The organism is Kitasatospora sp. NPDC023120 (assembly GCF_055560835.1).
The window spans coordinates 116,746-138,826 of record NZ_JBVHHY010000010.1 but is presented as its reverse complement, the minus strand read 5'-3'; the positions used below and the strand labels follow the sequence as shown (position 1 = coordinate 138,826).

General features: G+C 74.1%; 22 protein-coding genes and 2 pseudogenes. 14 read left to right on the top strand and 10 right to left on the bottom strand.

Going from position 1 to position 22,081, the window contains the following annotated elements; all coding sequences use genetic code 11:
* Window positions 1-161 precede the first annotated feature (161 nt).
* The gene (locus ACZ3TI_RS16850; protein WP_465726970.1) at window positions 162-854 is read left to right on the top strand and encodes a TNT domain-containing protein; all 693 of its coding nucleotides are present in this window, start codon (window positions 162-164) and stop codon (window positions 852-854) included.
* Here the strand turns inward: ACZ3TI_RS16850 and ACZ3TI_RS16845 are convergent.
* The 4 genes from ACZ3TI_RS16845 to ACZ3TI_RS16830 form a co-directional block, all read right to left on the bottom strand.
* Window positions 836-994, bottom strand: a complete 159-nt coding sequence (locus ACZ3TI_RS16845; protein ID WP_465726969.1) for a hypothetical protein — start codon at window positions 992-994, stop codon at window positions 836-838. The two genes, ACZ3TI_RS16850 and ACZ3TI_RS16845, sit on opposite strands and share 19 nt — an antisense overlap.
* Window positions 995-1,078: 84 nt before the next feature.
* Window positions 1,079-3,445, bottom strand: a complete 2,367-nt coding sequence (locus tag ACZ3TI_RS16840; protein WP_465726968.1) for an FtsX-like permease family protein — start codon at window positions 3,443-3,445, stop codon at window positions 1,079-1,081.
* Window positions 3,446-3,449: 4 nt separating this feature from the next.
* Entirely contained in the window at window positions 3,450-4,211 is a 762-nt protein-coding gene (locus ACZ3TI_RS16835; protein ID WP_465726967.1) for an ABC transporter ATP-binding protein, read from the bottom strand.
* Entirely contained in the window at window positions 4,208-4,711 is a 504-nt protein-coding gene (locus ACZ3TI_RS16830; RefSeq protein ID WP_238864452.1) for a PadR family transcriptional regulator, read from the bottom strand. Before ACZ3TI_RS16830 ends, ACZ3TI_RS16835 begins: the two co-directional genes overlap by 4 nt.
* A gap of 144 nt (window positions 4,712-4,855) precedes the next feature.
* Here ACZ3TI_RS16830 and ACZ3TI_RS16825 point away from each other — a divergent pair, with 144 nt between their 5' ends.
* The 10 genes from ACZ3TI_RS16825 to ACZ3TI_RS16780 all read left to right on the top strand — a co-directional run bounded on the left by ACZ3TI_RS16825 (window position 4,856) and on the right by ACZ3TI_RS16780 (window position 14,671).
* Window positions 4,856-6,163 (top strand): ABC transporter substrate-binding protein, encoded by a 1,308-nt coding sequence (locus tag ACZ3TI_RS16825; RefSeq protein ID WP_465726966.1) that lies wholly within the window; start codon window positions 4,856-4,858, stop codon window positions 6,161-6,163.
* 188 nt (window positions 6,164-6,351) lie between these two features.
* Window positions 6,352-8,055, top strand: coding sequence for a glycoside hydrolase family 13 protein (locus tag ACZ3TI_RS16820; RefSeq protein ID WP_465726965.1), 1,704 nt, complete (start codon window positions 6,352-6,354; stop codon window positions 8,053-8,055).
* A 53-nt stretch (window positions 8,056-8,108) separates the two neighbouring features.
* On the top strand, window positions 8,109-9,437 hold the full coding sequence (locus tag ACZ3TI_RS16815) for an ABC transporter substrate-binding protein (protein WP_465726964.1): 1,329 nt from the start codon (window positions 8,109-8,111) through the stop codon (window positions 9,435-9,437).
* A 6-nt stretch (window positions 9,438-9,443) separates the two neighbouring features.
* A complete protein-coding gene (locus ACZ3TI_RS16810) occupies window positions 9,444-10,757 on the top strand; it encodes a carbohydrate ABC transporter permease (protein ID WP_465726963.1) in 1,314 nt (437 codons plus the stop codon).
* The gene (locus ACZ3TI_RS16805) at window positions 10,754-11,686 is read left to right on the top strand and encodes a carbohydrate ABC transporter permease (RefSeq protein WP_465726962.1); all 933 of its coding nucleotides are present in this window, start codon (window positions 10,754-10,756) and stop codon (window positions 11,684-11,686) included. The genes ACZ3TI_RS16810 and ACZ3TI_RS16805 overlap by 4 nt, the downstream gene beginning before the upstream one ends.
* A 176-nt stretch (window positions 11,687-11,862) precedes the next feature.
* Window positions 11,863-12,801 carry a DUF2268 domain-containing putative Zn-dependent protease gene (locus ACZ3TI_RS16800; protein WP_465726961.1) on the top strand — a complete coding sequence of 313 codons (939 nt, stop codon included), beginning with the start codon at window positions 11,863-11,865 and terminating at the stop codon, window positions 12,799-12,801.
* A gap of 48 nt (window positions 12,802-12,849) precedes the next feature.
* On the top strand, window positions 12,850-13,293 hold the full coding sequence (locus ACZ3TI_RS16795) for an HAD family hydrolase (protein WP_465726960.1): 444 nt from the start codon (window positions 12,850-12,852) through the stop codon (window positions 13,291-13,293).
* Window positions 13,294-13,358: 65 nt separating this feature from the next.
* On the top strand, window positions 13,359-13,757 hold the full coding sequence (locus ACZ3TI_RS16790; protein WP_465726959.1) for a hypothetical protein: 399 nt from the start codon (window positions 13,359-13,361) through the stop codon (window positions 13,755-13,757).
* Window positions 13,758-13,777: 20 nt separating this feature from the next.
* Window positions 13,778-14,074, top strand: coding sequence for a PRC-barrel domain containing protein (locus ACZ3TI_RS16785; RefSeq protein ID WP_465726958.1), 297 nt, complete (start codon window positions 13,778-13,780; stop codon window positions 14,072-14,074).
* 12 nt (window positions 14,075-14,086) lie between these two features.
* Window positions 14,087-14,671, top strand: a complete 585-nt coding sequence (locus tag ACZ3TI_RS16780) for a type 1 glutamine amidotransferase domain-containing protein (protein WP_465726957.1) — start codon at window positions 14,087-14,089, stop codon at window positions 14,669-14,671.
* A gap of 58 nt (window positions 14,672-14,729) precedes the next feature.
* On the opposite strand, the gene ACZ3TI_RS16775 is transcribed toward ACZ3TI_RS16780, so the two are convergent.
* The 4 genes and pseudogenes from ACZ3TI_RS16775 to ACZ3TI_RS16760 all read right to left on the bottom strand — a co-directional run bounded on the left by ACZ3TI_RS16775 (window position 14,730) and on the right by ACZ3TI_RS16760 (window position 18,065).
* The gene (locus tag ACZ3TI_RS16775) at window positions 14,730-15,584 is read right to left on the bottom strand and encodes an ATP-dependent DNA ligase (RefSeq protein ID WP_465727091.1); all 855 of its coding nucleotides are present in this window, start codon (window positions 15,582-15,584) and stop codon (window positions 14,730-14,732) included.
* 87 nt (window positions 15,585-15,671) lie between these two features.
* Window positions 15,672-16,541, bottom strand: a pseudogene (ligD, locus tag ACZ3TI_RS16770) (non-homologous end-joining DNA ligase); the annotation flags it as partial.
* Window positions 16,542-16,647: 106 nt separating this feature from the next.
* On the bottom strand, window positions 16,648-17,073 hold the full coding sequence (locus ACZ3TI_RS16765; RefSeq protein WP_465726956.1) for a VOC family protein: 426 nt from the start codon (window positions 17,071-17,073) through the stop codon (window positions 16,648-16,650).
* 95 nt (window positions 17,074-17,168) lie between these two features.
* On the bottom strand, window positions 17,169-18,065 hold the full coding sequence (locus ACZ3TI_RS16760) for a helix-turn-helix domain-containing protein (protein WP_465726955.1): 897 nt from the start codon (window positions 18,063-18,065) through the stop codon (window positions 17,169-17,171).
* 172 nt (window positions 18,066-18,237) lie between these two features.
* Between ACZ3TI_RS16760 and ACZ3TI_RS16755 the strand changes: the two genes are divergently transcribed.
* Window positions 18,238-18,672, top strand: a complete 435-nt coding sequence (locus tag ACZ3TI_RS16755; protein WP_465726954.1) for a CBS domain-containing protein — start codon at window positions 18,238-18,240, stop codon at window positions 18,670-18,672.
* 171 nt (window positions 18,673-18,843) lie between these two features.
* Here ACZ3TI_RS16755 and ACZ3TI_RS16750 read toward each other — a convergent pair whose 3' ends face one another.
* Window positions 18,844-19,737, bottom strand: coding sequence for a helix-turn-helix domain-containing protein (locus ACZ3TI_RS16750; RefSeq protein WP_465726953.1), 894 nt, complete (start codon window positions 19,735-19,737; stop codon window positions 18,844-18,846).
* Window positions 19,738-19,867: 130 nt separating this feature from the next.
* Here ACZ3TI_RS16750 and ACZ3TI_RS16745 point away from each other — a divergent pair, with 130 nt between their 5' ends.
* Window positions 19,868-20,452, top strand: a complete 585-nt coding sequence (locus ACZ3TI_RS16745) for a pyridoxamine 5'-phosphate oxidase family protein (protein WP_465726952.1) — start codon at window positions 19,868-19,870, stop codon at window positions 20,450-20,452.
* An 82-nt stretch (window positions 20,453-20,534) separates the two neighbouring features.
* Here ACZ3TI_RS16745 and ACZ3TI_RS16740 read toward each other — a convergent pair.
* A pseudogene (locus ACZ3TI_RS16740) lies at window positions 20,535-20,858 on the bottom strand (transglycosylase family protein); the annotation flags it as partial.
* A gap of 554 nt (window positions 20,859-21,412) precedes the next feature.
* Between ACZ3TI_RS16740 and ACZ3TI_RS16735 the strand changes: the two are divergent.
* Window positions 21,413-22,009, top strand: a complete 597-nt coding sequence (locus tag ACZ3TI_RS16735) for a universal stress protein (protein ID WP_465726951.1) — start codon at window positions 21,413-21,415, stop codon at window positions 22,007-22,009.
* The last annotated feature ends 72 nt before the right edge of the window (window positions 22,010-22,081 follow it).

The window sequence follows — 22,081 nt, the reverse complement described above, 5'->3', positions numbered from 1 at the left end:
CCGTTTCGGCCGAATACGCGGAGTTCAACAGGCAGTTGTTCTGATCATGTTGACGAATGATCAGACGATCCGATTGCCTGGTGTCGAACCAGCCACGGAGGGTGAGCGAAACGCCCCTCCGTGGCTCCTGTTTCGACCGCTGACCGTTCGACGGAGACACCGTGCGCCTTCGCCTTCGCCTGCTCGCCGCACCCCTCGCCGCGGCCGCGGCCGTACTCGCTTCGAGCATCCCGGCCGCCGCGGCCGCCCCGACCACCACTGCCGCGACCACCACCGCCGGGTGGACGGCCGCCACCCCCGTCGACCAGTGCTCCACCGCCTTCCGCCACGACGACGCCCGCCTCGGCCCGCAGGACCTCCCGAGCACCGGCCGGGTCGGCCGCCAGCTGATCGGCTACCAGCGCACCGGCGGCGCCGCCGACCAGGACTTCCTGGCGAAGTACTACGACGCGGCCGCCAACGGCGGCAAGGGCGGCTGGATCTACCCGCCCGCCGACGGGTACGTCACCCTGCCCGACGGCAGCCCGGTCGAGTTCGACATCACGCTCTACCCCAACCAGAACATCGACCGCTACGGCAGCGAGTACGGCGCCTTCCTCGCCCCCGAGGGCCTGCCCTACGCCAACCGCGCGATACCGCCGCAGAGCCTGGACGGCAACCCGGCGGCCGCCTGCAACTACCACGACTACAAGGTCGTCAACGCGTTCAAGGTGCACGCCGGCCCGATCGCGCCCTGGTTCAACCAGCCCGGCTGGGGTCTGCAGTACCAGCTCGACACGGCCCTGGTGCCCGGCGGCCCGGCCAAGCTGAACGTGCTCTGGCTGGTGGAGAACGGCTACCTGGCCCGGATCTGAGCCGACCTCACGGGCGGTGGCGTCCGGTCCACCCGCCCCGCGCGGGTGTCGCCCTCGAACACATCGACCAGCAGGGCCTGCGCCTCGTCGAGCACGGCGCGCTCCAACTCGGCCGTATGGGCGGTCAGCAGCTCGATCACGGGCCGATCCTCGCACCCGGACGGGAAGCCCGGAACCGATTGTTCGCCGGCGGGCACCGGAGGTCAGGGACAGCAGGACCGGGGCTACCGGCCGGTGCCGTCCGGGGTCCGGGTGGGCCGGGGGATGCGCAGCACCGGGAGAGCGCAGAGGGCGGCGGCCGTCGTGGCGCAGACGGCGGCCATGGCGAGGAGCGTCCAGGTGGAGGGGGCGCGGGCGATGCCCGCGCCGATGCCGCTCAGCTCGCCCTGCCGGTCGATGAGCCGGCGGACGAGGGGGACGGCGAGGGCCGAGCCGACGGCGACGGTGACGAGGGCGATGGCCGTCCCGCGGACGGCGAGCACGACGGCGCACTGGCCCGGCGTGAGGCCGATCGCCCTGAGCAGGCCGAGGTCCCGGCGACGCTCGTGGAAACCGGCGGTGGCCGTGGTGAGCAGGTCGACCAGGCCGATGAGGGCGAGCAGGAGCAGGAGGCCGACCACGCTGGCCCGCAGGGCGCCGGGCCTGGTGACCGGGCCGGTGGGGAGGCGGATCTCCGTCTGGCCGGCGAGGCCGGCGCGGGCGGGGAGGTCGCGCTGGACGGCGGCCGGGTCCTGGCCGGGACGCAGGGTCAGTTGCCAGAAGTCCGGGTGGGTGGGGTCGCCGGGCCGGTCGAGGGTGTCGAAGCCGGTGGACAGGACGCGGCCGCCGTGTTCCGGTTCGAGGTCGCGTCCGACGATGTGCAGGATGCGCGGGGTGCTCCCGGTGGTGAGCCGCACCCACTGGCCGACCCGGGCGCCGAGCAGGTCCAGGGCGCCCTGTCCGGCGACGGCCTCGTCGGTGGCGCTGATCGCCCGGCCCTCGACGACGGTGTACGGGTACGGCGCGTCGGTGGTGCCGACGGCCCGCAGGGTGAGTGTCGCGGACTGGCCGGGTGCGAGGGCCTGCATCTCGGTGCCCGGGTAGACGCCCCGCACCGCGGCGTCGGCGGCCAGGGCGGCGGCGAGCTGCCCGTCGCCGGACGTCCGGTCGGGGGTGGTGCGGCGGGCGGTGACGGACGGGACGGTGGCGCCGTGATCGGGCCGGGTGACGGCGTCGAGGGTCGCCCAGGTGCTCAGGGCGAGGGTGCAGGCGACGACCGGGACGGACAGCCGCAGGGCGCTGCCGAGCAGGTCCGAGCGTCGGCGCAGGACGCTGCCGAGGCCGAGCGCGAGGGCCGGAGGCAGCCGTCGGAGTGGGCCGAGCCGGACCGGTCGGGCCGTCATGGCGGGTGGCCGGGTGCCGTCGGTCGGGGGCACGGGGGTGACCCGCGAGGCCCGCAGGGCGGGCAGTGCGGCGGCGGCCCCGACGGCGAGGAGTGCGGCTGCGACGACGGCGATGGTGGTCACCGTGCCGCCGGGCACGAGTCCGTGGAGTGCGTCGGTTCCGCCGCCGAGGGCCGGTACGGTCCGGACGGCGATCGCGGCGCCGCCGGCGCCGAGCAGCACTCCGGTGCCGGCCAGCAGGAGCTGTTCGGTGATGAACATCCAGGCGACCTGGCCGGCGGTGAAGCCGAGCGCCTTGAGGAGGGCGATGTCGCCGGTCCTGGTCCTGATCCGCCCGCCGGCCGCGCCGGCCACCGCGAGGGCGGCGGCGAGCAGTGCGGCGAGCCCGCTGAGTCCGAGGAGCAGGCCGGTCAGTCGGTTGTCCTGCTGGCGGGCGGCCCGGGCGTCCAGCCAGGTGGTGATCCGGGAGACCCGCTCGGCGCCGAGGACGCTGACCACCCGCTGGGCCGTGTACGCGGCGTCGGAGGGGTGGGCCAGGTGCAGTCCGAGGGTGAGACCCCGGGCCGCCTGGTCCGGCTGGACCAGGTCGAGGGTGGCGGGGAGCGCCCAGCCGAGGTCGTAGCCCGCAGCCTGGCTGGGCAGCTGGTCGGGGCTGTCGGCGATGCCGAGGACCTGTAGTTCGACGGTCGCGCCGCGGCTGTCGAGGACGGTCAGGTGGTCCCCGGGGTGGGCCCAGACGGCATCGGCCGCGGACTGTTCGAGCACGATGCCGTGGCTGTCGGCCGGGTCGAGCCAGCCACCGGACCGCAGCAGGGGGCGGGCCGCGCCCGGGGTGTCGCCGCGCAGCACCAGCGCGGTGCGGCCGGGCGGGCCCGCGGTGGCGGCGCCGTCGGCGCGTCGGCCGACCAGCGTGGTCTCGGCGGTGTGCTGAGGCGGTGAGACGTCGAGCACGCCGGGTTCGCGGGCGAGCAGGGCGGCCGAGGGTTCGTCGGCGCCGCCCCGGGCGGTCGCGGACGGGCGCAGGTCGATCCGGATGTCGGGTGATCCGGCGGCTCGGAACTGCCGCTGCCACGGGTCGGCGGCGGCGCCGAGCAGGGTGCCGGCAAGGAGGAGAGCGGCGGTGGTGCCGCCGGTGGCGAGGACGATCAGAAACGCGTGGACGCGGTGCGAGCGCAGGTCGGCGCGGATCCAGCGGAGCAGGGCACGCACCGGCTCACCCGCCGAAGTCGATGACGTCGCGGACCCCGACGGCGCGCCGCGCGGCCGGGGGCTCCTCCACCCGGGCGTCGTCGGCGATCCGGCCGTCGAAGAGGCTGACGACCCGGTCGGCGGTGCTCGCCGCCCGCGCGTCGTGGGTGACCAGCACGATGGTGGTGCCCTGTTCGTGATAGCGGCTGAGCAGGGCGAGGACGTCGCGGGTGCTGCGGCTGTCGAGGTTCCCGGTCGGCTCGTCGGCGAGGAGCAGCTGCGGCCGGTTGACCAGTGCGCGGGCCAGGGCGACGCGCTGGCGCTCGCCGCCGGACAGCTCCCCGGGCCCGGCGGTGGCCTTGTGGGCGAGGCCGAGGTCCTCCAGGAGTTCCTCGCGGCGTTCCCGGGCGGTGCGACCGGACATGCCCGCGAGCACCGCGGTCAGTTCGATGTTGTCGGCGACGGAGAAGTCGGGAAGCAGGTTGCCGCTCTGGAAGACGATGCCGTAGTGCCGGCGGCGCAGGCGGGCCCAGGCGGACTCCCGGAGGCGGTCGACCCGGCGGCCGTCGAGCCACAGCTCGCCCTCGTCGGGCCGGAGCAGGCCGGCGAGGAGGTGCAGCAGGGTGGACTTGCCGGCGCCCGAGGGGCCGGTGACGGCGACGAACTCGCCCCGGTCGATCCGCAGGCTGATGCCGCGGACCGCGGGTATCAGGGTCGAGCCGCTCAGGTGCGAGCGCACGACGGAGTCGGCGGCCAGCAGTGGCGGTATCGGCTCCGGGCCGGTCACGTGAGCTCCTCCTGGCAACGCTCCAGCCAGTCGAGGTCGGCCTGCAGGTGCAGGACGGCGCCCTCGATCAGCAGCAGCGAGGTCCGGTTGCCGCGCTCGGTGGCGGCCAGCTTGTTGAGTCCGCGCATCGTGTTGATGCAGTGCCGGCGCTGGTTGTTGATCAGCGTCAGCCGGTCGGCGAGGTCGGTGCCTTCGGCAAGGATCAGCTTCATGAAGAACTCGTCCCTGACCCGGGGCCCCTCGGTGGGCGCCTCGAACCAGCCGGCGAGTTCCTCGGTGCCCTTCTCCGTGATCTCGTAGACCTTCTTGTCCGGCCTGCCCTCCTGCGTCACCTCGGTGCCGCGGATCAGTCCGGACTTCTCCAGTCGGCTCAGGGTCACGTAGATCTGGCCGATGTTCGGCTGAGGGTACGCCGCGCCGAAGGTCTGCTCAAGCCCCTGCTTGAGCTCGTACCCGTAGGCGGGCTGCCGGGCCAGCAGCGCCAGCAGCTGATGGCGCACCGGGCGTCACCTCTTCCTTCTCGTTCCTGTTCGCTGGTCACACCTCGGTCACACAGTACGGGCAGGCGGGCCCCCACCAGCAGGGAGGCCGTATAAAGGGACGTGCGTCGGCGCCCACCCGTGCCGGCGGATCGAAGGAGTTCCATGGAAGACCGGCCGCCCACCGGGCCCGACGCGGGCCGTCGGCGCGTGGTGCGCGCGCTGGTGGGCGGGGCGGCGGTGCTCGCGGCCGGGGGCGCGTCCGCCTGGTACGGCCTGGCCGACGGTGCGCGGGCGGCGGGCGATCCGGAGGGCGTCGGGCCGGTCACGCTGGCCACCGGCCGGGACACCACCCGCTACCTGCGCGGGCTGCTGGCCGACTGGAACGCCGAGCACCCGGACCAGCCCGCCGAACTGGTCGAGCTGCCGGAGGCGGCGGACGAGGTGCACGCCCAGCTCGCCGGGGAGCTGTCGGCCGGCGGCAGCCGCTTCGACGTGCTCAACCTCGACGTGGTGTGGACGGCCGAGTTCGCGGCCCGGCGCTGGACCGTGCCGCTGGACGGGTCGGACTTCGCCCTGGGCAGCTTGCTGCCGCCGGTCGTGCGGACCGGGCAGTACGACGGGCGGCTGTACGCGGTGCCGTTCGTCGCCAACGCCGCCCTGCTGTACTACCGCAGCGACGTGCTGGACGCCGCCGGCGAGCAACCGCCCACCACCTGGGCCGACCTGGCACGGCAGGCACGGACACTGGCCCCCGCGCACGGGCTGTCCGGGTACGCGGGGCAGCTGAGCCCGTACGAGGGACTCGCCGTCAACGCCCTGGAGGCGATCCGCTCGGCCGGCGGGGACCTGCTCGCCGGCGACGGAACCGTGGTGGTCGACAGCCCGCAGGCCCGGGCCGGCCTGGAGTTCCTGGCCGGCGGCGTGCGCGAGGGCTGGATCCCGTCCGAGGCGCTCGGCTACCAGGAGGAGGAGTCCCGCGCGGCCTTCGGCCGGGGCGGCCTGCTCTTCCTGCGGAACTGGCCGTACGTCTACCACGCGGTCGGCGCCGCCGGTTCCCCCGTGGAGGGGCGGTTCGGTGTGGTGCCGCTGCCCGGCCCGAACGGGCCCGGCAGCGGTGTGCTGGGCGGCTCGGGGCTGGCGGTCAGCCGGTTCTCCCGGCGCCAGCGCACCGCGCGGGCACTGATCGGCTACCTGACGAGCCGCCGGGCGCAGTACCGCGTGCTGACCGAGGGCGGGCTGCCGCCGGTCTGGGCCGACCTCTACGCGGACCCGGACCTGACGGCGCGGTTCCCGTACCTGCCCGTGCTGCGCACGGCGATCCTGGCGGCCGGGGCGCGCCCCGGCGTGCCGCAGTACCAGCAGCTGAGCCTCGCGTTCAGCGAGACGGCGTTCGAGGTCGTGTCGGGCCGTCGGACCGCCGAGGCGGCGCTGCCCCGGCTGGCTGCGGAGCTGCGCGCCATTGTCGGCTGAGTCGACGTCGACCCCGGGGCGCTCGGCCCCCGTTTCGCGAGCCCTACCCGCTAGTACCTAACACGTATCTATGTCCGGCCGGTCGCGTCTCCGCGTAACTCCTGGGAAACGCCGCCAAACAAGGGCTTAACAACGTCAGCATCTGCCTGCTATACCTAACGCGAATGCATAACCGTTGGAGTAGCGAGATGCCCAACCCCACCCTCCCCGACGGCGACGCGGTCACCCTGCCGCGCGCTCGTTCGCACGCCCCCACGACCACCCCCGCCGCCCGTCCCTGGTGGCGCGACGCCGTGATCTACCAGATCTACGTGCGCAGCTTCCGTGACACCGACGGCGACGGCGTCGGCGATCTCGCCGGCGTCCGGGAACAGCTGCACCACGTGCGGCAGCTGGGAGCCGACGGCGTCTGGCTCAACCCGTTCTACGTCTCACCCCAGCACGACCACGGCTACGACATCGCCGACCACTGCGCCGTCGACCCGGCCTACGGCGACCTCGCCGAGTTCGACCGCCTGGTGACGGACTGCCGGCTGCTCGGCCTCAAGCTGGTCCTGGACGTCGTCCCCAACCACTGCTCGAGTGATCACCCGTGGTTCCGGAAGGCGCTCGCCAACGGCCCCGGCAGCCCCGAGCGGGCGCGGTTCCACTTCGCCGATGGGCGTGGCGAGGCCGGGGAGCTGCCGCCCAACAACTGGCGGGCCATGTTCGGCGGCCCGGCCTGGACCAGGATCACCGAAGCCGACGGTCGGCCCGGCCAGTGGTACCTCCACCTGTTCACCCCGGAGCAGCCGGACTTCAACTGGCGCGACCCCGACGTCGCCGCCCACTTCGAGGACGTGCTGCGGTTCTGGCTCGACCGTGGCGTCGACGGCTTCCGGATCGACGTGGCGGCCGGGCTGTACAAGCACCCCGAACTGCCGGACTCGCCCGACCCGGCCGTGGACGAGCGCACCCGCGACTCGGTCAACCCGCTGGCCTGGAACCAGCCGGAGGTGCACGAGGTCTGGCGGCGGTGGCGGGCGATCTGCGAGGAGTACACCGCCCGCGACGGCCGGCAGCGGCTGCTGGTCGGCGAGGCGTCCGTGCCCACGCCGGCCGAGCAGGCGCTGTACGTGCGGCCCGACGAACTGCACCAGGCCTTCTTCTTCCACCTGCTGCACGCACCGTGGGACCTCGCGCACTTCCACCGGGTCATCGACGACGCCGTACGGGACATCACCGCCACCGGATCGACCGTCACCTGGGTGCTCAACAACCACGACCAGGTCCGCACGGTGAGCCGCTTCGCGGGGGAGGACCCGGCCTCCGGCCCCGCCCGGGCCAAGGCCGCCGCCCTGCTGATGCTGGCCCTGCCCGGAGCCGCCTACATCTACCAGGGCGAGGAATTCGGACTGCCCGAAGTCCTCGACCTGCCGGACGAGTCGATCACCGACCCGATCTTCCACCGCACCGGCAGCCGGACCGGGATCCGCGATGGCTGCCGGATACCACTGCCCTGGTCGGGCGCCGAGGCCCCGTTCGGCTTCAGCCCGCCGGACAGCCCGGCGGCCCCCTGGCTCCCGCAGCCGGACTCCTTCGCCGCCCACACGGCCGAGCGGCAGCGGGCCGACACCGGATCCGTGTTCCACCTGTACCGCACCGCCCTGCAACTGCGCCGCGAACTCCCGCAGCTCGGCGAAGGCACGCTGCGGTGGATGGAGACCCCGCCCGGGGTCCTCGCGTTCGTCCGCGGCGAGGGCCTGGTGTGCGCCGTCAACTTCGGCGACACCCCCGCGCCCGCCCCGGTCGCCGGTCCGCCGCTGCTGGCCAGCGGTCCGTGCGAGGACGGCCTCCTGCCGCCCGCCACCGCCGCCTGGTGGATCAACCCCACCTTCGTCAGCCTGATCTGACCGACCATCACATCCCAAAGCCCCCCACCCGCCTCACGGAAGAAGACTCGACGATGAGACTCCGTAGCGCCCTCCCCACCCTGGCCGCCTCCGTCGTGCTGGCCGCCACCGCAACCGCCTGCGGTAGCGGGGGAGGCGGCACCGCCGCCGACTCCGCCACCCAGGAACTCAAGGGACAGACCCTGACCGTCGCCGCCGTGTGGAGCGGGACCGAGCAGGAGAACTTCAAGAAGGTGCTGGACGCCTTCACCGCCAAGACCGGCGCCACCGTCAGCTACACCTCCACCGGTGACAACCTCTCCACCGTGGTCGGCAGCAAGATCGAGGGCGGCGACCCGATGGACGTGGTCATGGTCGCGCAGCCCGGCGTGATCAAGCAGTTCGCCGAGAAGGGCTGGCTGGCGCCGCTCCCGCCCGCCGTCACCGACGCCGCGAAGAAGAACTACGCCGGCATCTGGTCCAGCCTCGGCACCGTCGACGGCGCCCAGTACGGCCTCTACTTCAAGGCCGCCGACAAGTCGACCGTCTGGTACAGCCCCACCGCCTTCCAGAACGCCGGAGTCCAGCCCCCGGCCACCTTCGACGACCTGCTGAAGGCCGGCCGCACGCTCTCCGACTCCGGTACTCCGGCCTTCTCGGTCGGCGCCCAGGCCGGCTGGACCCTCACCGACTGGTTCGAGAACGTCTACCTCTCCCAGGCCGGGCCGGAGCTCTACGACAAGCTCACCCGGCACGAGATCCCGTGGACCGACCCGTCCGTCATCAAGGCCCTCACCACCCTCGGCAAGGTCTTCGGCGACAAGCAACTCGTCGCCGGCGGCGGGCAGGGCGCCCTGCAGACCGACTTCCCGACCTCCGTCCAGCAGGTCTTCGGGGCCCAGCCCAAGGCCGCCATGACCCACGAGGGCGACTTCGTGGGCGGTGTCATCGCCTCCGAGCTGAAGAAGCAGGTCGGCACCGACGCCAAGGTGTTCCCCTTCCCCGCCGTGGACGGCGGCAAGGCCCCGGTGATGGGCGCGGGCGACGCGGCGGTCGTCCTCAAGGGTGCCAAGCACCCCGAGGCCGCGCAGAAGTTCGTCGAGTTCCTGGCCGGACCCGAGGCCGCGACCGTCTGGGCCAAGGCCGGCGGCTTCATCTCGCCCAACAAGTCCGTCGACCCGTCCGTCTACCCCGACGACACCACCCGGCAGTTCGCCAAGTCGGTGATCGACGCCGGCGACACCTTCCGCTTCGACATGTCGGACCAGGCCCCCGCCGCGTTCGGCGGCACCGCGGGCCAGGGCGAGTGGAAGGACCTCCAGGACTTCCTCGCCGACCCCTCCGACGTCCAGGGCGCCGCGGCCAAGCTCGAAGCCGACGCGGCCAAGGCCTACAAGGGCTGATCCACGATGTCTCTGCGCTCACCCCGCAGCGGCCGGGCATCCGGTGGCGCCCTCCGGCGCCACCGGGGCCTCGCCCTGCTCTTCGTCCTGCCCGCCCTGCTGCTGCTCGGTGCTCTCGTCGTCTACCCCATCGGCTACTCGGTGGCGCGCAGCCTCTTCGACGCCTCCGGCCACCGCTTCGTCGGACTCGACAACTACGGCACCGCCTTCACCGACCACGCCACCCTCACCGCCGTGCGCAACAACGCGATCTGGGTCGCCGTCGCCCCGGCCCTGGTGACCGCGGTCGGCCTGGTGTTCGCGGTGCTCACCGAGAAGATCCGCTGGGCCACCGCGTTCAAGCTGCTCGTCTTCATGCCGATGGCGATCTCCTTCCTCGCCGCCGGGATCATCTTCCGCACGGTGTACGACGCGGACCCGCAGCGCGGCGTCCTCAACGCCGCCGCGGTCGCCGTCCACGACACCTTCAACGACCGGCCGACCTACCCGGGTGCCCACCCGCGCCCCGGCGGCGGCGTCGACCAGGGCCAGGGCGGCGACGTCACGGCGCCGACCCCCACGCGCGTCGTACTGCTGCCGCTGGTCGGCGTGCAGCCCGGCGCGCTCCCGGCCACCGCCCGGACGGCCCAGGAGCCGGCCGGCAGCGGCGGGGTCGGCGGCACGGTGTTCCTGGACTTCGTCCCCGGCGGCGGCGGCCGGCCCGGCCGGCTGGACGCCGGGAAGAAGGGCCTGCCCGGCGTCACCGTCCAACTCCGGGACGGCGGACGGACGGTGGCCACCACGACCACGGCCGACGACGGAACCTTCCGGTTCGGCGCGGAGCCGTCCGCCACCACCTCGGTGGTCCTGCCGGCCGCGAACTTCACCGCCCCCTACCGCGGCGTCGACTGGCTCGGCCCGGCCTTCATCACCCCCGCCATCATCGGCGCCTACATCTGGATCTGGGCCGGCTTCGCCATGGTCATCATCGCCGGGGGCCTCGCCAACCTGCCCCGCGAGACCATCGAGGCGGCCAGGATCGACGGCGCCGGCGAATGGCAGATCTTCCGCCGCATCACCGTGCCCCAACTCGCCCCGGTCCTCGGCGTCGTGTTCATCACCATGGTCATCAACGTGATGAAGATCTTCGACCTCGTCTACATCATCGCGCCCGGACCGGTGCAGCAGGACGCGAGCGTGCTCGCGCTCCGGCTCTACCTGGTCTCCTTCGGCGGCGGCAACGACCAGGGCCTCGGCAGCGCACTCAGCGTCCTGCTGCTCCTCCTCGTCGTCCCGGTGATGCTTCTCAACGTCCGACGCTTCCGAGGGAGCCGCGCATGACCACCCCCCAGACGGCCCCGTCCGCGCCGAGCACCACCGTCCCGACCACCACCGCGCCGGTGCCCGCCGGCCGGCCCGCCGAGCCGCTCACGACCCGGCTCGCCGCCCTCACCCGAAGCGGCCTCGTCCAGGCCGTGCTGATCGTGGCCGCCGTCGCCTGGCTGGTGCCCACCGTCGGCCTGCTGGTCTCCTCGCTGCGGCCCAAGCAGGTCGCCGCCACCGGCGGCTGGTGGACGGCACTGACCGAGCCCGCCCAGCTCACCCTGCAGAACTACACCGCGCTGCTGGGCGGCGGCGACGTCCCCGAGGCGCTGTGGAACACCGTGCTCATCAGCGTCCCGGCGACCCTGCTGACCGTCGCCCTCGCCGCGGGCGCCGGCTACGCGTTCGCCTGGATGCGCTTCCCGGGCAGGGACGCCGTCTTCCTCGGCGTGGTCGGGCTGCTGGTCGTCCCGGTCCAGGTCGGGCTCATCCCGGTCGCCAAACTCGAGGGTGCCGTCGGGCTGTTCGGCACCATCCCAGGCGTCGTGCTGTTCCACGTCGGCTACGGGCTGCCGTTCGCCGTGTTCCTGATGCGCAACCACTTCCTGGAGATCCCCGCCGAACTCCTGGAGGCGGCGCGGATGGACGGCTGCGGCGAGTGGCGGATCTTCCGCACCCTCGCCCTGCCGCTCGCCGCGCCGGCCGTCGCCTCGCTGTGCATCTTCCAGTTCCTCTGGGTCTGGAACGACATGCTGGTCGCGCTGATCTTCGCCGGCAACGACTCGCAGCCGCTGACCGTCTACCTGCAGTCCCAGATGCGGCAGTTCGGCAGCAACATGGACATCCTCGCGCCCGGCGCGTTCCTGTCCCTGCTGGTCCCCGTGGTCGTGTTCCTCTGCTTCCAGCGGTTCTTCATCCAGGGAGCGATGGCCGGATCCGTCAAGTGACACCGGTGCGGGCGGCAATGCGAGGCGACCGTCCCGGCCGGGCCGGGACGCTGCGCGCCTCCCCACGTAGGCGCGGTCCGCCGGGGCGACACGCCTTGACCCCCCACGCCTTGACCCCCACGCCTCGACCCCACGCGTTGACCCTCACGTAACGGGAGGACCTAGCGTCCCGTGTCATGAAGATCGTTGTGCACGACACGGCGAGCGCGATGCTCGATCTGTTCCGGCGTCCGGCGGAGGACCGGCCCGACGCCCTGAGGGAGTTGTACCGCCCGCTGGAGGGCGTGCTGGCGAAGGTGCTGGGCGGGGCCGACCCGGCCGCGATGCACCGGATGGGCAGCGGGTTCCGGCTCGACCGCGAGGACGACCGGTACCGCCCCGCCGTGCGGCGGATGCGGGAGGCCGGGGTCTGGCAGCGGGTCGAGGAGTCGCTCGCCGCCGCGTGGGAGCGGATCGACGGCGCGGTGCCCGGCATCGCGCACGCCGACACCGTGCACGTCGTCGTGGTGCTCGGCGACCCCGACGACGAGCACCTGACCGTCCGCAACGCCGGCTACTTCGGCATGGGCGGCTTCCCCGGCGCGATCCAGCTGACGATGTGGCCCACCGAGACCGCCCTGGCCAAGATCGGCCATGCGGCGGCCCACGAACTCCACCACAACGTGCGCTACGCCAACGTGACCTGGAACCCGATGACCGTCACCGTCGGCGAGCAGGTGGTCGCCGAAGGACTGGCCGAGGCCTTCGTCCGGGAACTGGCCGGCGAGGGGGCCCTGGGCCCGTGGTCGACCACGCTGACCGGCGCCGAACTGGAGCGGGCCTACGGGAAGGTCACCGCCGGGATCGACGTGGCCGGGATGCCGAACCTGCCCCCGTACGTCTACGGCGACGCGACCGCTCGGCTCATGGGCACCGAACCGGTGGGGCTGCCCGACTTCGCCGGGTACGCGGCCGGGCTGCGCATCGCGGACGCCCACCTGGCGGCCACCGGTCTCACCGCCGCCGCGAGCGTCGCGCTGCCGGCGCAGGAGGTCCTCGCCAACGCGGGTGTGCCCACCGCCCCCGCCCGGAAGTCACCGCCGGCAGGCAGCGCGCCGGACGGGGGAGCGGCCTAACCTGGAAGGGCGCGTACGGTGCGTGGCCTGCGAACGGAAGCGGTGGCCATGACGGTGATCTCGGCGGCTCTCTTCGGTACCGACTGGCGGCCCGCGCTGCCCGGCAGTGCCGAGCTGCTTCGCGAGTGCGCCGCCCGGGGCTGGACGGTCGTGCTGACCGGGCCAGGGCCCGCCGGGGCCCCGGCCCTGACCGTGGCCGACCCCGGGGGCGACCCGGTGCGGGCCGGGCTGGAGCTGGTGGACGGCGTGCCCTCGCACGCCGTGGCCGTCGCCGGCAGCGTGCGCGAGGTACGGGCGGCGCGGCGGATCGGGGTGCCGTGCGTCGCCCTGGAGGCCGGCGGGGACGCCGGTCCGGAGCTGCGGACGGCGGGTGCGGCCGAGGTCCACCGCGATGCCGCCGCCCTGCTGCGCGTTCTGGACGACAGCCTGCTCGCCCGCCCCCGGGCCTTCGGACCCGTCGGCGCGGGAACGGGCGGTGCCCGGAACGGTTAGCGCCGGCCCGTACCGGGCAACCGACCCGGTGCGAGCTAGTCACCGGAGTGTCGGAGGTGACCGAGATGGACGGACCCGCTTTGAGTGGATGGGAGCGGCGGCTCCTCGAGGAGATCGAGTCCGATCTGCGCCAGGACACACGGCTCGACCGGAAGCTGAGCACGATGGGCGCCAAGCGGCCCAGCCGGGTCCGGGGCGTGCTCCGCGCCGTTGGGCGCCGGGTCACGGCGGGGGTGGTGCTGACCGCGCTGCTGATGACGGCGATCTGCCTCAGCGTGGGCGTGCGGACTCCGACCACGGCCGTGCTGGCCGCGCTCGGAGTGGTCTGGGCGGCCACCGTGGCCGCCGCGGTCGCCACCTCGGAGCTGCTGCGCCGCCGCAGCGCCTCCCGGGCGGGCCGCGCCGAGGCAGTCGAACCGGAGGAGCACCGCGAACGGCGGCCCTGGGACCGTCCGGAGGCGTGAACCGATGAGCGAGCGAAGCGATGAGTACTGATCTCTGGGAGCACCGCCCGGGCTCCCACCCCGCCGCCGACCTCGGGCTGGTCGGGTACGAGGTGCGGGCCACCGACGGCCCGGTCGGCCGGGTCGAGCAGGACACCGGGGACCACCTGCTGGTCGACGCCGAGCCCTGGGTGCCGGGCACCCGGGTGCTCGTCCCGGTCGGACTGGTCGCCCGGGTCGACCACTTGGTGCGCGCCGTCCATCTCGACTGCCCGCGGGCCAAGCTGAGCTCCGCCCCGCCCGCCGCGGTCGACCTCACCTCCCCCCATCCGCGCTGAGCGGCCGATCCCATGGGCTGGCCGTCCACCACGCTCACCGGCCGGACGATCGCCTTCCTGGTCGCGCCGTACGGCGTCGAGCAGGCCGAGCTGACCTCCCCCTGGCAGGCGGTCGCCGAGTCCGGCGGCACCCCGCGCCTGCTGTCCACCGCCGAGGGACGGGTGCAGGCCGTCCGGCACCGCGCCCCGGGCGACACCTTCGCCGTGGACGCCCTGGTCGCCGGGGCCGACCCGGCCGACTACGACGGCCTGGTGCTCCCCGGCGGCGTCGCCAACCCCGACCACCTGCGGCTGGACCGCCCGGCGGTGGCCTTCGTCCATGCCTGCTGCGCCTCCGGCCGCCCGGTCGCGGCGATCTGCCACGCCGCCTGGACCCTCATCGAGGCCGACGCCGTCCGCGGCCGCACCCTCACCTCCTGGCCCAGCCTGCGCACCGACCTGGTCAACGCGGGCGCCCACTGGGTGGACGAGGCGGTGCACGTCTGCCACGACGGCCCCGGCCTCCTGGTCACCAGCCGCAAACCCGGCGACCTGCCGCTCTTCGAGGAGGCGTGCGTGACGGAGTTCGCCCACGCGACGGCGAAGCGGCCGAAGTAGCCCGACGGGAGCGGCGCCGGTCGGCCTCGGAGCGCGATCGGACGTCGCGCCGGCGGGGTCAGTCGCCGCGGAGGCGGACGAAGGTGGCGGTGGGCGGGCGTCCGGTGAGGGTGAGTTCGGCGCGCAGCGGTGCGGTCAGGGGGTGGACCGGGCCGTGGTCGGGGTCGGTGGCGGGCGGGCCGAGGAGCGGGCGGACGACCTCGGCGACCTCGCGGGACTGGACCGGGGTGAGCCGGGGCGTCGTCAGGAAGACGCGGCCGTCCTCGAGTTCGAGGATCAGCGCGTGGGGCCGGGAGGCCGGGCCGGTGACGGCGCGGACGGTGGCGTCGAGGGTGTCGCTGCGGCGGTACTTGACCCAGGCGTGCCCGGCGCCGCGCGGGCGGTAGGGGGAGGCGGCGGCCTTGCAGACCAGGCCCTCCACCCCGGTGTCGGCGAGCTGTGCCATCCACTCCAGCGCCTCCGTCCGGTCGGTGGTGGCCATGACCGGCTGGATCGGCGGCGGGACGTCGGCGAGGGCGGCGAGCAGCAGGCGGCGGCGGTCGGTGAGCGGGAGCCGGCGCACATCGCGCCCGGGCAGCGCCAGCAGGTCGAAGGCGATCAGTCCGAGCGCGACGTCCGGGGCGGCGGCGCGGGCCTGGCGGGTGCGCAGCAGCTCGCCGAAGGCGAAGCGGCCGCCGCGCCAGGCGACCAGTTCGGCGTCCAGGACCAGCCCTTCGGGCAGCCGGGCGACGGCGGCGGCGATCGGCGGGAACTCGGGGGCGAGGTCGCGGCCGGAGCGGGACTGCAGGACCGGCGGACGGTCGCCGCGGGCGAAGGCGACGCAGCGGAAGCCGTCCAGCTTCAGCTCGTACTGCACGCCGCCACCGCCGAGGCCGTCGGCGAGCGGCAGGGCGGTGACGGCGGCGGGGCGCATCACCTCGACGGGCGGCTGGAGCACCTCGGCGCGTTGCGGTCGCGCGTGCCGCTGCGTTTGCCGCTGCGGCGCCGCCGAGGGGGCGGAGGGCAGCGGCCGGGCCTGCTCCGGGTCCAGCAACGGGGCGAACAGGTCGCCGTCGGCGGCCAGCCGGTCGGGGACGTCGGCGAGGGTGAAGGTCAGCTCCCGTTCACCGCCCGCCCGCTCCAGCTCGGCCCAGGACAGCGGGGTGGAGACGGTGGGCAGCGACCGGGCCCGCAGGGTGTACGGCGCGGCGGTGGTCTTCTTGGCGTTGTTCTGGGACCAGTCGACCAGCACCCGTCCCCGGCGCCGGGCCTTGGCCATGGTGTGCACCGCCAGCTCCGGGTGCTCGGTCTCCAGGGCGGCGGCCAGCGCCTTGGCGTAGCCGGAGACCTTGCTGCTGGGCGTGGGCTCGATCGGGACGAGCAGGTGCAGGCCCTTGGAGCCGGAGGTCTTCACCCAGGCGGTGAGGCCGTCCGCCGCGAGGCGTTCGCGCAGCAGCAGCGCCACCTCCCGGCAGGTGAGGACGTCCGCGCCCTCGCCGGGGTCGAGGTCCAGGACCAGCCGGTCGGCGAGGGCGGGCGCGACCGCGTGCCACTGCGGGACGTGCAGTTCCAGGCAGCCCAGGTTGGCGACGGCGAGCAGCGCCGCGCCGTCCTCCAGCACCACCTGCCGCAGCTCGCCGGTGCTGCTCGGGACGTCGACGGTGCGCACCCAGTCCGGGGTGCCCGGGGGCGGGTTCTTGGCGACGAAGACCTCCGCCTCGACGCCGTCCGGGCAGCGCAGGAAGGAGACCGGGCGGTCGCGCAGGTGGGGGAGCAGCGCGGTGTGGACGGCGGCGTAGTAGCGCAGCACCTCGCCCTTGAGGGTGCCGGTGCGCGGGTAGTACACCTTGTCGAGGTGGGAGAGCGCGAGGGTGCGCCCGTCCACCGTCATCTGCGGCACGGTCCGTCTCCGAAGGCTCCGATGGGTGGCCCCCGCAGTCAGTCTGCCCCGGCCCGGCAGCCACTGCTCCGGGGGCCACCGCTGCGGGGGCCGGGGTTCATCCCGCGGCGGACCGGGGTGCGCCGGGGTAGGTGCCGAAGGACCAGCGGTTGCCCTCCGGGTCGGCGGCGGCGAAGTCCCGTGAGCCGTAGTCCGTCCCGTGCAGCGCGGTGGTGATCCGGGCGCCGGCGGCCGCCGCGCGGGCGTGCACCGCGTCCGGGTCGGCGGTCACCACGTACGCGCTGAAGCCGCCCGGCTTGCTCACGCACGGGTCGGTGCCCTCGGGCTCCTCGCGGTCGGAGCCGAGCATCACTCCGCCGCCCTCGGGCCAGGCCAGTTCGGCGTGGGCGACGAAATCGCCCTCACCGTAGGCGACGACCTCCTGGAAGCCGAAGGCCTCGACCAGGAAGCGGATCAGGGCACGGGCGTCGGTGGCGCGCAGGACGGGCCAGACCTGCGGGGCGGGGGATCCGGTGGCGGCCATGGTTCTCTCCTCGGGGTCGGCTCGGCGGCAACCGGGTGGCGCGAGCGTCGGGAGTGTCGGGAACATCGGGAGTGTCGGGCGGGTGCGGGGTTCCGCTACGCCTCCCACTCTGCGACCACCCCACCCGCCCCGCCTTGGACGTTTCGGAACTTCGCCGTCTCCGCGCCCTCCGCCGCCAGCCAGGCACTCGGTGCCGCTCCCGCCAGCGCGCGGAACTCGCGGGCCAGGTGCGCCTGGTCGAAGTACCCGCAGCGCACGGCCAGTTCCGCCAGCCGGAGCGACGGATCGGCGGAGGCGAGCAGGTGCCGGGCCCGGTCGAAGCGCATCACCCGGGCGGCGGCCTTCGGCGTCAGCCCGGTCTCCCGGCGGAACCGGTCCTGCAGGTGCCGGGCGCTCCAGCCGGTCTCCCGGGCCAGTTCTGCCACGGGCAGCGCGCCCCCGCTGCGCCGCAGCGCCCGCCAGGCCCAGCCGACCTCCGGCGGCACCCGCCCGGACGGCCGGGTGGCCCGCAGCAGTGCCTCGTCCAGCGCGACGAAGCGCTCCGCCCAGCCGTGCGCGGCCTGCAGCCGTTCCTGCAGGAGCGGGCCCAGGCGCCCGAGCACCGCGTCGGCGGGCAGGTCGATCCCGGCCAACTCCCCGGCGGGCAGCCCGAACAGCGCCCGGGCGGCGAGCGGGTGCACGGCGATCTGCACCCCGGACTGCGCGCCCTCGTGGGTGATCAGCGCGGGGGTGGTGTGCAGGCCGCCGAGCAGGGTCGGGTAGCTGCCGGGCGGCTGCGCCGGATCGGGGTGCCCGGCGATCACCAGCGGCTCGTCGAGGGTGAGGATGAAGGTCAGGTAGGGGGAGGGCAGCCCGCGGTGCACGGCAGGGGCGAGTCCGCGCTGCCGGTAGCCGGAGTACCAGGCCACGTACGGGCGCAGCGCGGTCGCGGGCCGAGCCCGGACGGCCTCGTCGACGGTTCCTCCGGGGTGCGCGGCGGTGTCCGTGGTCACCCTGCCAGTATCGGCGGTCCCGCGCGGTCCCGGGCGGTTCCCCGGCGCGGTCGCGGACGGGCGCGGTGTTGCTTATGGTGAGGGCGCGGTCACCCCGCTCGTGCCCGGATCGGGCGCGTGGGGGAGCACCGTCCGGGGGGAGTCGGGGGGAACCACCGACGAAGGAGTCTCCGTGACCACTGCCCGAGACATCATGCACACCGGCGCCCAGTGCATCGGCGCCCACCAGACGCTGGCCGAGGCCTCGCGGATGATGCGCGACAAGAACGTGGGCGCGCTGCCGATCTGCGGCGACGACCAGAAGCTGAAGGGCATCATCACCGACCGCGACATCGTGCTGCGATGTATCGCGGAGGGCAAGGACCCGAACACGATGACGGCCATGGACCTGTCCGGCCACCTGCACTGCGTCCGCGCCGACGACAGCATGGACGAGGTGCTGCGCAAGATGGAGCAGCACCAGATCCGGCGCATCCCCGTGATCGACGGGGAGCGGCTGGTCGGCATGATCAGCGAGGCCGACCTGGCGATGGGCCACCGCGACGGCCAGCGGCTGACGGACCAGCAGATCATCGACTTCATGGACAGCGTCTACATGAAGCGCTGACCGGGCTCGGCCGGCTTCCGAGCCCGAGCCCCGGCCCCGTCCGCCCCCTACCCCGTGACCGGCCGGCCCCCCGTAACCGGCCGGGCACTCCGAGGGTGCCGGACGGGGCCGCCGTGCGTCTTGTACGAATGCGCAAGCGGGCTGCGTCCGTGCTGCGCGCCGCGCCCGGCGCTACGCGGCGCCCGCGTCGAGGACGGCGCTGGTCACCCGGCCCGCCACCCGGTCGGTCGGATCGGGCAGGGCGGCGGCGCCGCGGGTGGCCAGGAATTCGCGCGGCGAGCAGCCGACCATGCCGCGGAAGCTCCGGTCGAGGTGGGACTGGTCGTAGTAGCCGCAGAGCGCGGCGAGGTCGGCGCCGGTCGGGTGGTCCGCGCGGGCGGCCAGGACACCGAGGGTGTGCTGGAGCCGGAGGATCCCGGCGGCCTGCTTGGGAGCCAGCCCGAGGTGCTCGCGGAAGCGCAGCTCCAGTCGGCGGCGGCTCCACCCGGTGCCCTCGACCAGCGAGTGGATCGGTGCCCGCCCGTGTGAGCGCCGCAGTTGGTGCCAGGCCCAGCGGACGGACGGCTCCCAGTCTGGGCCGTACGCGAACAGCGCGGCGAAGTACCCGTCGAGCATGGCGAACCGGGCCGGCCAGCTCGGAGTGTCGGCCAGCCGGTCGGTCAGCGCCCGCAGCCGGGGGCCGAGGACGTCCCCGGGTTCGGCCCACTGCCCGCCGAGGTCTCCGGCCGGCGGGCCGAACGCCCGGAACGCGCCCTGCGGGGTGAGCGAGACGGCCAACCCGTGCAGGACGCCGGAGTGTTCGGCGATCGTCGCGGTGCGGCGCAGCCCGGCCGCGACCGACCCGAAGGAGGCGGCGGGCGCGGGGGAGACGGCGTCGGTGAGGCGCATCGTGCCCTCGAAGGCGAGCGCCACCGTGACCACGTCGGTCGGCACTTCCAGTCGGCGGCGCGGCTGTCGCAGGTCCATCCGGTAGCCGCGGTAGCCGAGCACGTACCGGCGCAGCGGTGGGGCGGGTGTGCCGAGGACCATCCCGGGCGCGGTCGTCGCGAGGGTGCTCCGGGCCATCTCAACTCCCGTGCTCGGCCGGGCTGGTGACATGTGCACGGGCTATCCTAGGGCCGGTCTCCTCCCGAGGCCCGTCCCGGGGAGCGGTTTTCTCGTTCTCGCCGGCCGGGATGCGGGCACAATCGCGCCCATGGGAAAGCAGTACGAATCCATCGACGGCCGACTGCGCGCGTTCATCGAACGCCAGCCGGTCTACTTCGTCGCGACGGCCCCGCTGGCCGCCGACGGGCACGTCAACCTCTCGCCCAAGGGCCGCTCCGGCACCCTCGCGGTGATCGACGAACTCACCCTCGCCTACCTGGACTTCGGCGGCTCGCAGGCGGAGACCGTGGCCCACCTGCGGGAGAACGGCCGGATCACCCTGATGTGGTGCTCCTTCGAGGGCCCGCCGACCGTGGTGCGGGTGCACGGCCGGGGCGAGCCGGTCTTCCGTGACGACCCGCGATTCGCCGAGCTGCTCGGCCACTTCGACCCGGCCGTCGACGGGTCGGGCCTGCGGGCGATCGTGCTGGTCACGGCCGAGCGGGTCAGCGACTCCTGCGGGTACGCGGTGCCGTTCATGGACTACCGCGCGGACCGCGACCTGCACGCCCAGTACTTCGACCGCAAGGACGAGGAGGAGTTCGGTGCCTACTGCGAGCGCAAGCCGCTCGTCGCCACCAGCATCGACGGCCTGCCCGGCCTCCCGCTGCCGCTCCCGCCCCGGCCCGCCTGATCGCCGACCGTGCGTCACGCGTCGTGGTACGACGCTGCCGCCGCACCCGGTAGCGGGTGCGGCGGCAGCGCCGGGGGTCTTACTTCGTCAGACCGGCCTTGACGGAGCAGACCGGCCAGGCGCCCGGGCCCTGGGCCGCGAGGACCTTCTCGCCGACGGAGATCTGCTGGTCCTTGGTGGCCAGGTCGGCGCGCGGGGCGAAGGAGGTGCCGCCGAAGGCCGCCCAGGTGCTGGAGGTGAACTGCAGACCGCCGTAGAAGCCGTTGCCGGAGTTGATGGCCCAGTTGCCGGTGGCCTCGCAGGCGGCGACCTTGTCCCAGACGGAGGCCGGCGCGGCGGAGGCGCTGGTGGCCGTGACGAGGCCGGCCACCGGAAGCGCGGTGAGCGCCCCGGCCATCAGAGCCATCCGGACGCGGTTGCGGCGCTTCGGGGTGGCAGTGGTGGTGGCAGCGGCGGTCTCGTTACGGAAGGTCATGGATTTCCTTTCGGAGGGGGTTGCGAGCACGCGGAACCAGGCCCTCGGAAGGCCGTCGGTTTCGGGGACACGTCGCTCGCGTGGTCCGGCACCGTGTCCTGCTCGGGGGCGGTGAGGCCCGTCCGGAGCGGATCGCTCGGTGCAACGGGTTCGAAGTTACGGGGGCGGCGCGGGCCGATTCAAGGATTCGAAGGTTTAGGCACGTCAGCGGCCTGTTACCGGAAGTAATGATCAAGGAATCGAGGTGATTTCGCCCGATTTGCCACCCTTTCCAAGATCAAATTGCCTTCGGAAGTGCTCCGGACCACACCGGAATCCGCCGGACCCCGTGTGAGGCCGCGCACATCGTCGACAGTGCGTCACCATCCGCCAGCCGCCGGTGCCGAATCAGCCGGGCCCGCCGCCGCTCCGGGTGGCCCGCACCACAGGGCTCACCCGGAGTGCCCGCGGCGCCCACGGACGGTGCCGGGCATAGCCTCGGGCGCATGAGTGACGAGAGCGATGCAGCGGACGCGGCGGGCCTGGCGGACCCGGGAGAAGGAGCCGGAGCCGGAGCCGGAGCCACGGGCGCGGGTGTGGGTGCGGACGCGGGAGCGGAGGCCGGGGCCGGGGACCACGAGGCCGCGGTCGCCCCACACGGCTTCGAGCTGGGAACCGACGGACCCAAGGTGATCCTGGCGGGGCTGGACGGCTCCGACTCCTCCTGGCGCGCCACCGCCTACGCCGCGGGCCTGGCCCGTCGGCAGGGCGCCGTGCTCGCGGTGGCGTACGTCCAGCCGATCCTCGGCGCCGCGACCGCCCTGGCCGGGGCCGCGGTGGAGGAGACCACCCAGGAGATCGCCGAGGAACTGCTGGCCGCCCTGCGCGAGGCCGAGCAGCGGGTGCGCGAGGTGTGGAAGGTGGACTGGCGCTTCCTGACCATGCGCGGCGACCCGTACGGCGGCCTGGCCAAGCTCGCCGACGAGCTGCGCGCCGACGCCGTGGTGGTCGGCGTCTCCGAGCAGGCCGGTCACAAGGTGATCGGATCGGTGGCGGTCCGGCTGGTGAAGGCGGGCCGCTGGCCGGTGACCGTCGTTCCCTAGTTCTTGTAAGGAGCGGCCGGTGCAGCGGGCCGACCGCCCGCGGGGCGGGGGCGGGGCGGCGGGTAGGGTGCG

Coding starts and splice junctions, on each gene's coding strand:
- ACZ3TI_RS16735 (WP_465726951.1), top strand. CDS start 21,413: ATGAGTGACGAGAGCGATGCAGCGGACGCGGCGGGCCTGGCGGACCCG.
- ACZ3TI_RS16785 (WP_465726958.1), top strand. CDS start 13,778: ATGAGTACTGATCTCTGGGAGCACCGCCCGGGCTCCCACCCCGCCGCC.
- ACZ3TI_RS16820 (WP_465726965.1), top strand. CDS start 6,352: ATGCCCAACCCCACCCTCCCCGACGGCGACGCGGTCACCCTGCCGCGC.
- ACZ3TI_RS16805 (WP_465726962.1), top strand. CDS start 10,754: ATGACCACCCCCCAGACGGCCCCGTCCGCGCCGAGCACCACCGTCCCG.
- ACZ3TI_RS16765 (WP_465726956.1), bottom strand. CDS start 17,073: ATGGCCGCCACCGGATCCCCCGCCCCGCAGGTCTGGCCCGTCCTGCGC.
- ACZ3TI_RS16800 (WP_465726961.1), top strand. CDS start 11,863: ATGAAGATCGTTGTGCACGACACGGCGAGCGCGATGCTCGATCTGTTC.
- ACZ3TI_RS16775 (WP_465727091.1), bottom strand. CDS start 15,584: ATGCGCCCCGCCGCCGTCACCGCCCTGCCGCTCGCCGACGGCCTCGGC.
- ACZ3TI_RS16825 (WP_465726966.1), top strand. CDS start 4,856: ATGGAAGACCGGCCGCCCACCGGGCCCGACGCGGGCCGTCGGCGCGTG.
- ACZ3TI_RS16790 (WP_465726959.1), top strand. CDS start 13,359: ATGGACGGACCCGCTTTGAGTGGATGGGAGCGGCGGCTCCTCGAGGAG.
- ACZ3TI_RS16810 (WP_465726963.1), top strand. CDS start 9,444: ATGTCTCTGCGCTCACCCCGCAGCGGCCGGGCATCCGGTGGCGCCCTC.
- ACZ3TI_RS16795 (WP_465726960.1), top strand. CDS start 12,850: ATGACGGTGATCTCGGCGGCTCTCTTCGGTACCGACTGGCGGCCCGCG.
- ACZ3TI_RS16745 (WP_465726952.1), top strand. CDS start 19,868: ATGGGAAAGCAGTACGAATCCATCGACGGCCGACTGCGCGCGTTCATC.
- ACZ3TI_RS16750 (WP_465726953.1), bottom strand. CDS start 19,737: ATGGCCCGGAGCACCCTCGCGACGACCGCGCCCGGGATGGTCCTCGGC.
- ACZ3TI_RS16815 (WP_465726964.1), top strand. CDS start 8,109: ATGAGACTCCGTAGCGCCCTCCCCACCCTGGCCGCCTCCGTCGTGCTG.
- ACZ3TI_RS16780 (WP_465726957.1), top strand. CDS start 14,087: ATGGGCTGGCCGTCCACCACGCTCACCGGCCGGACGATCGCCTTCCTG.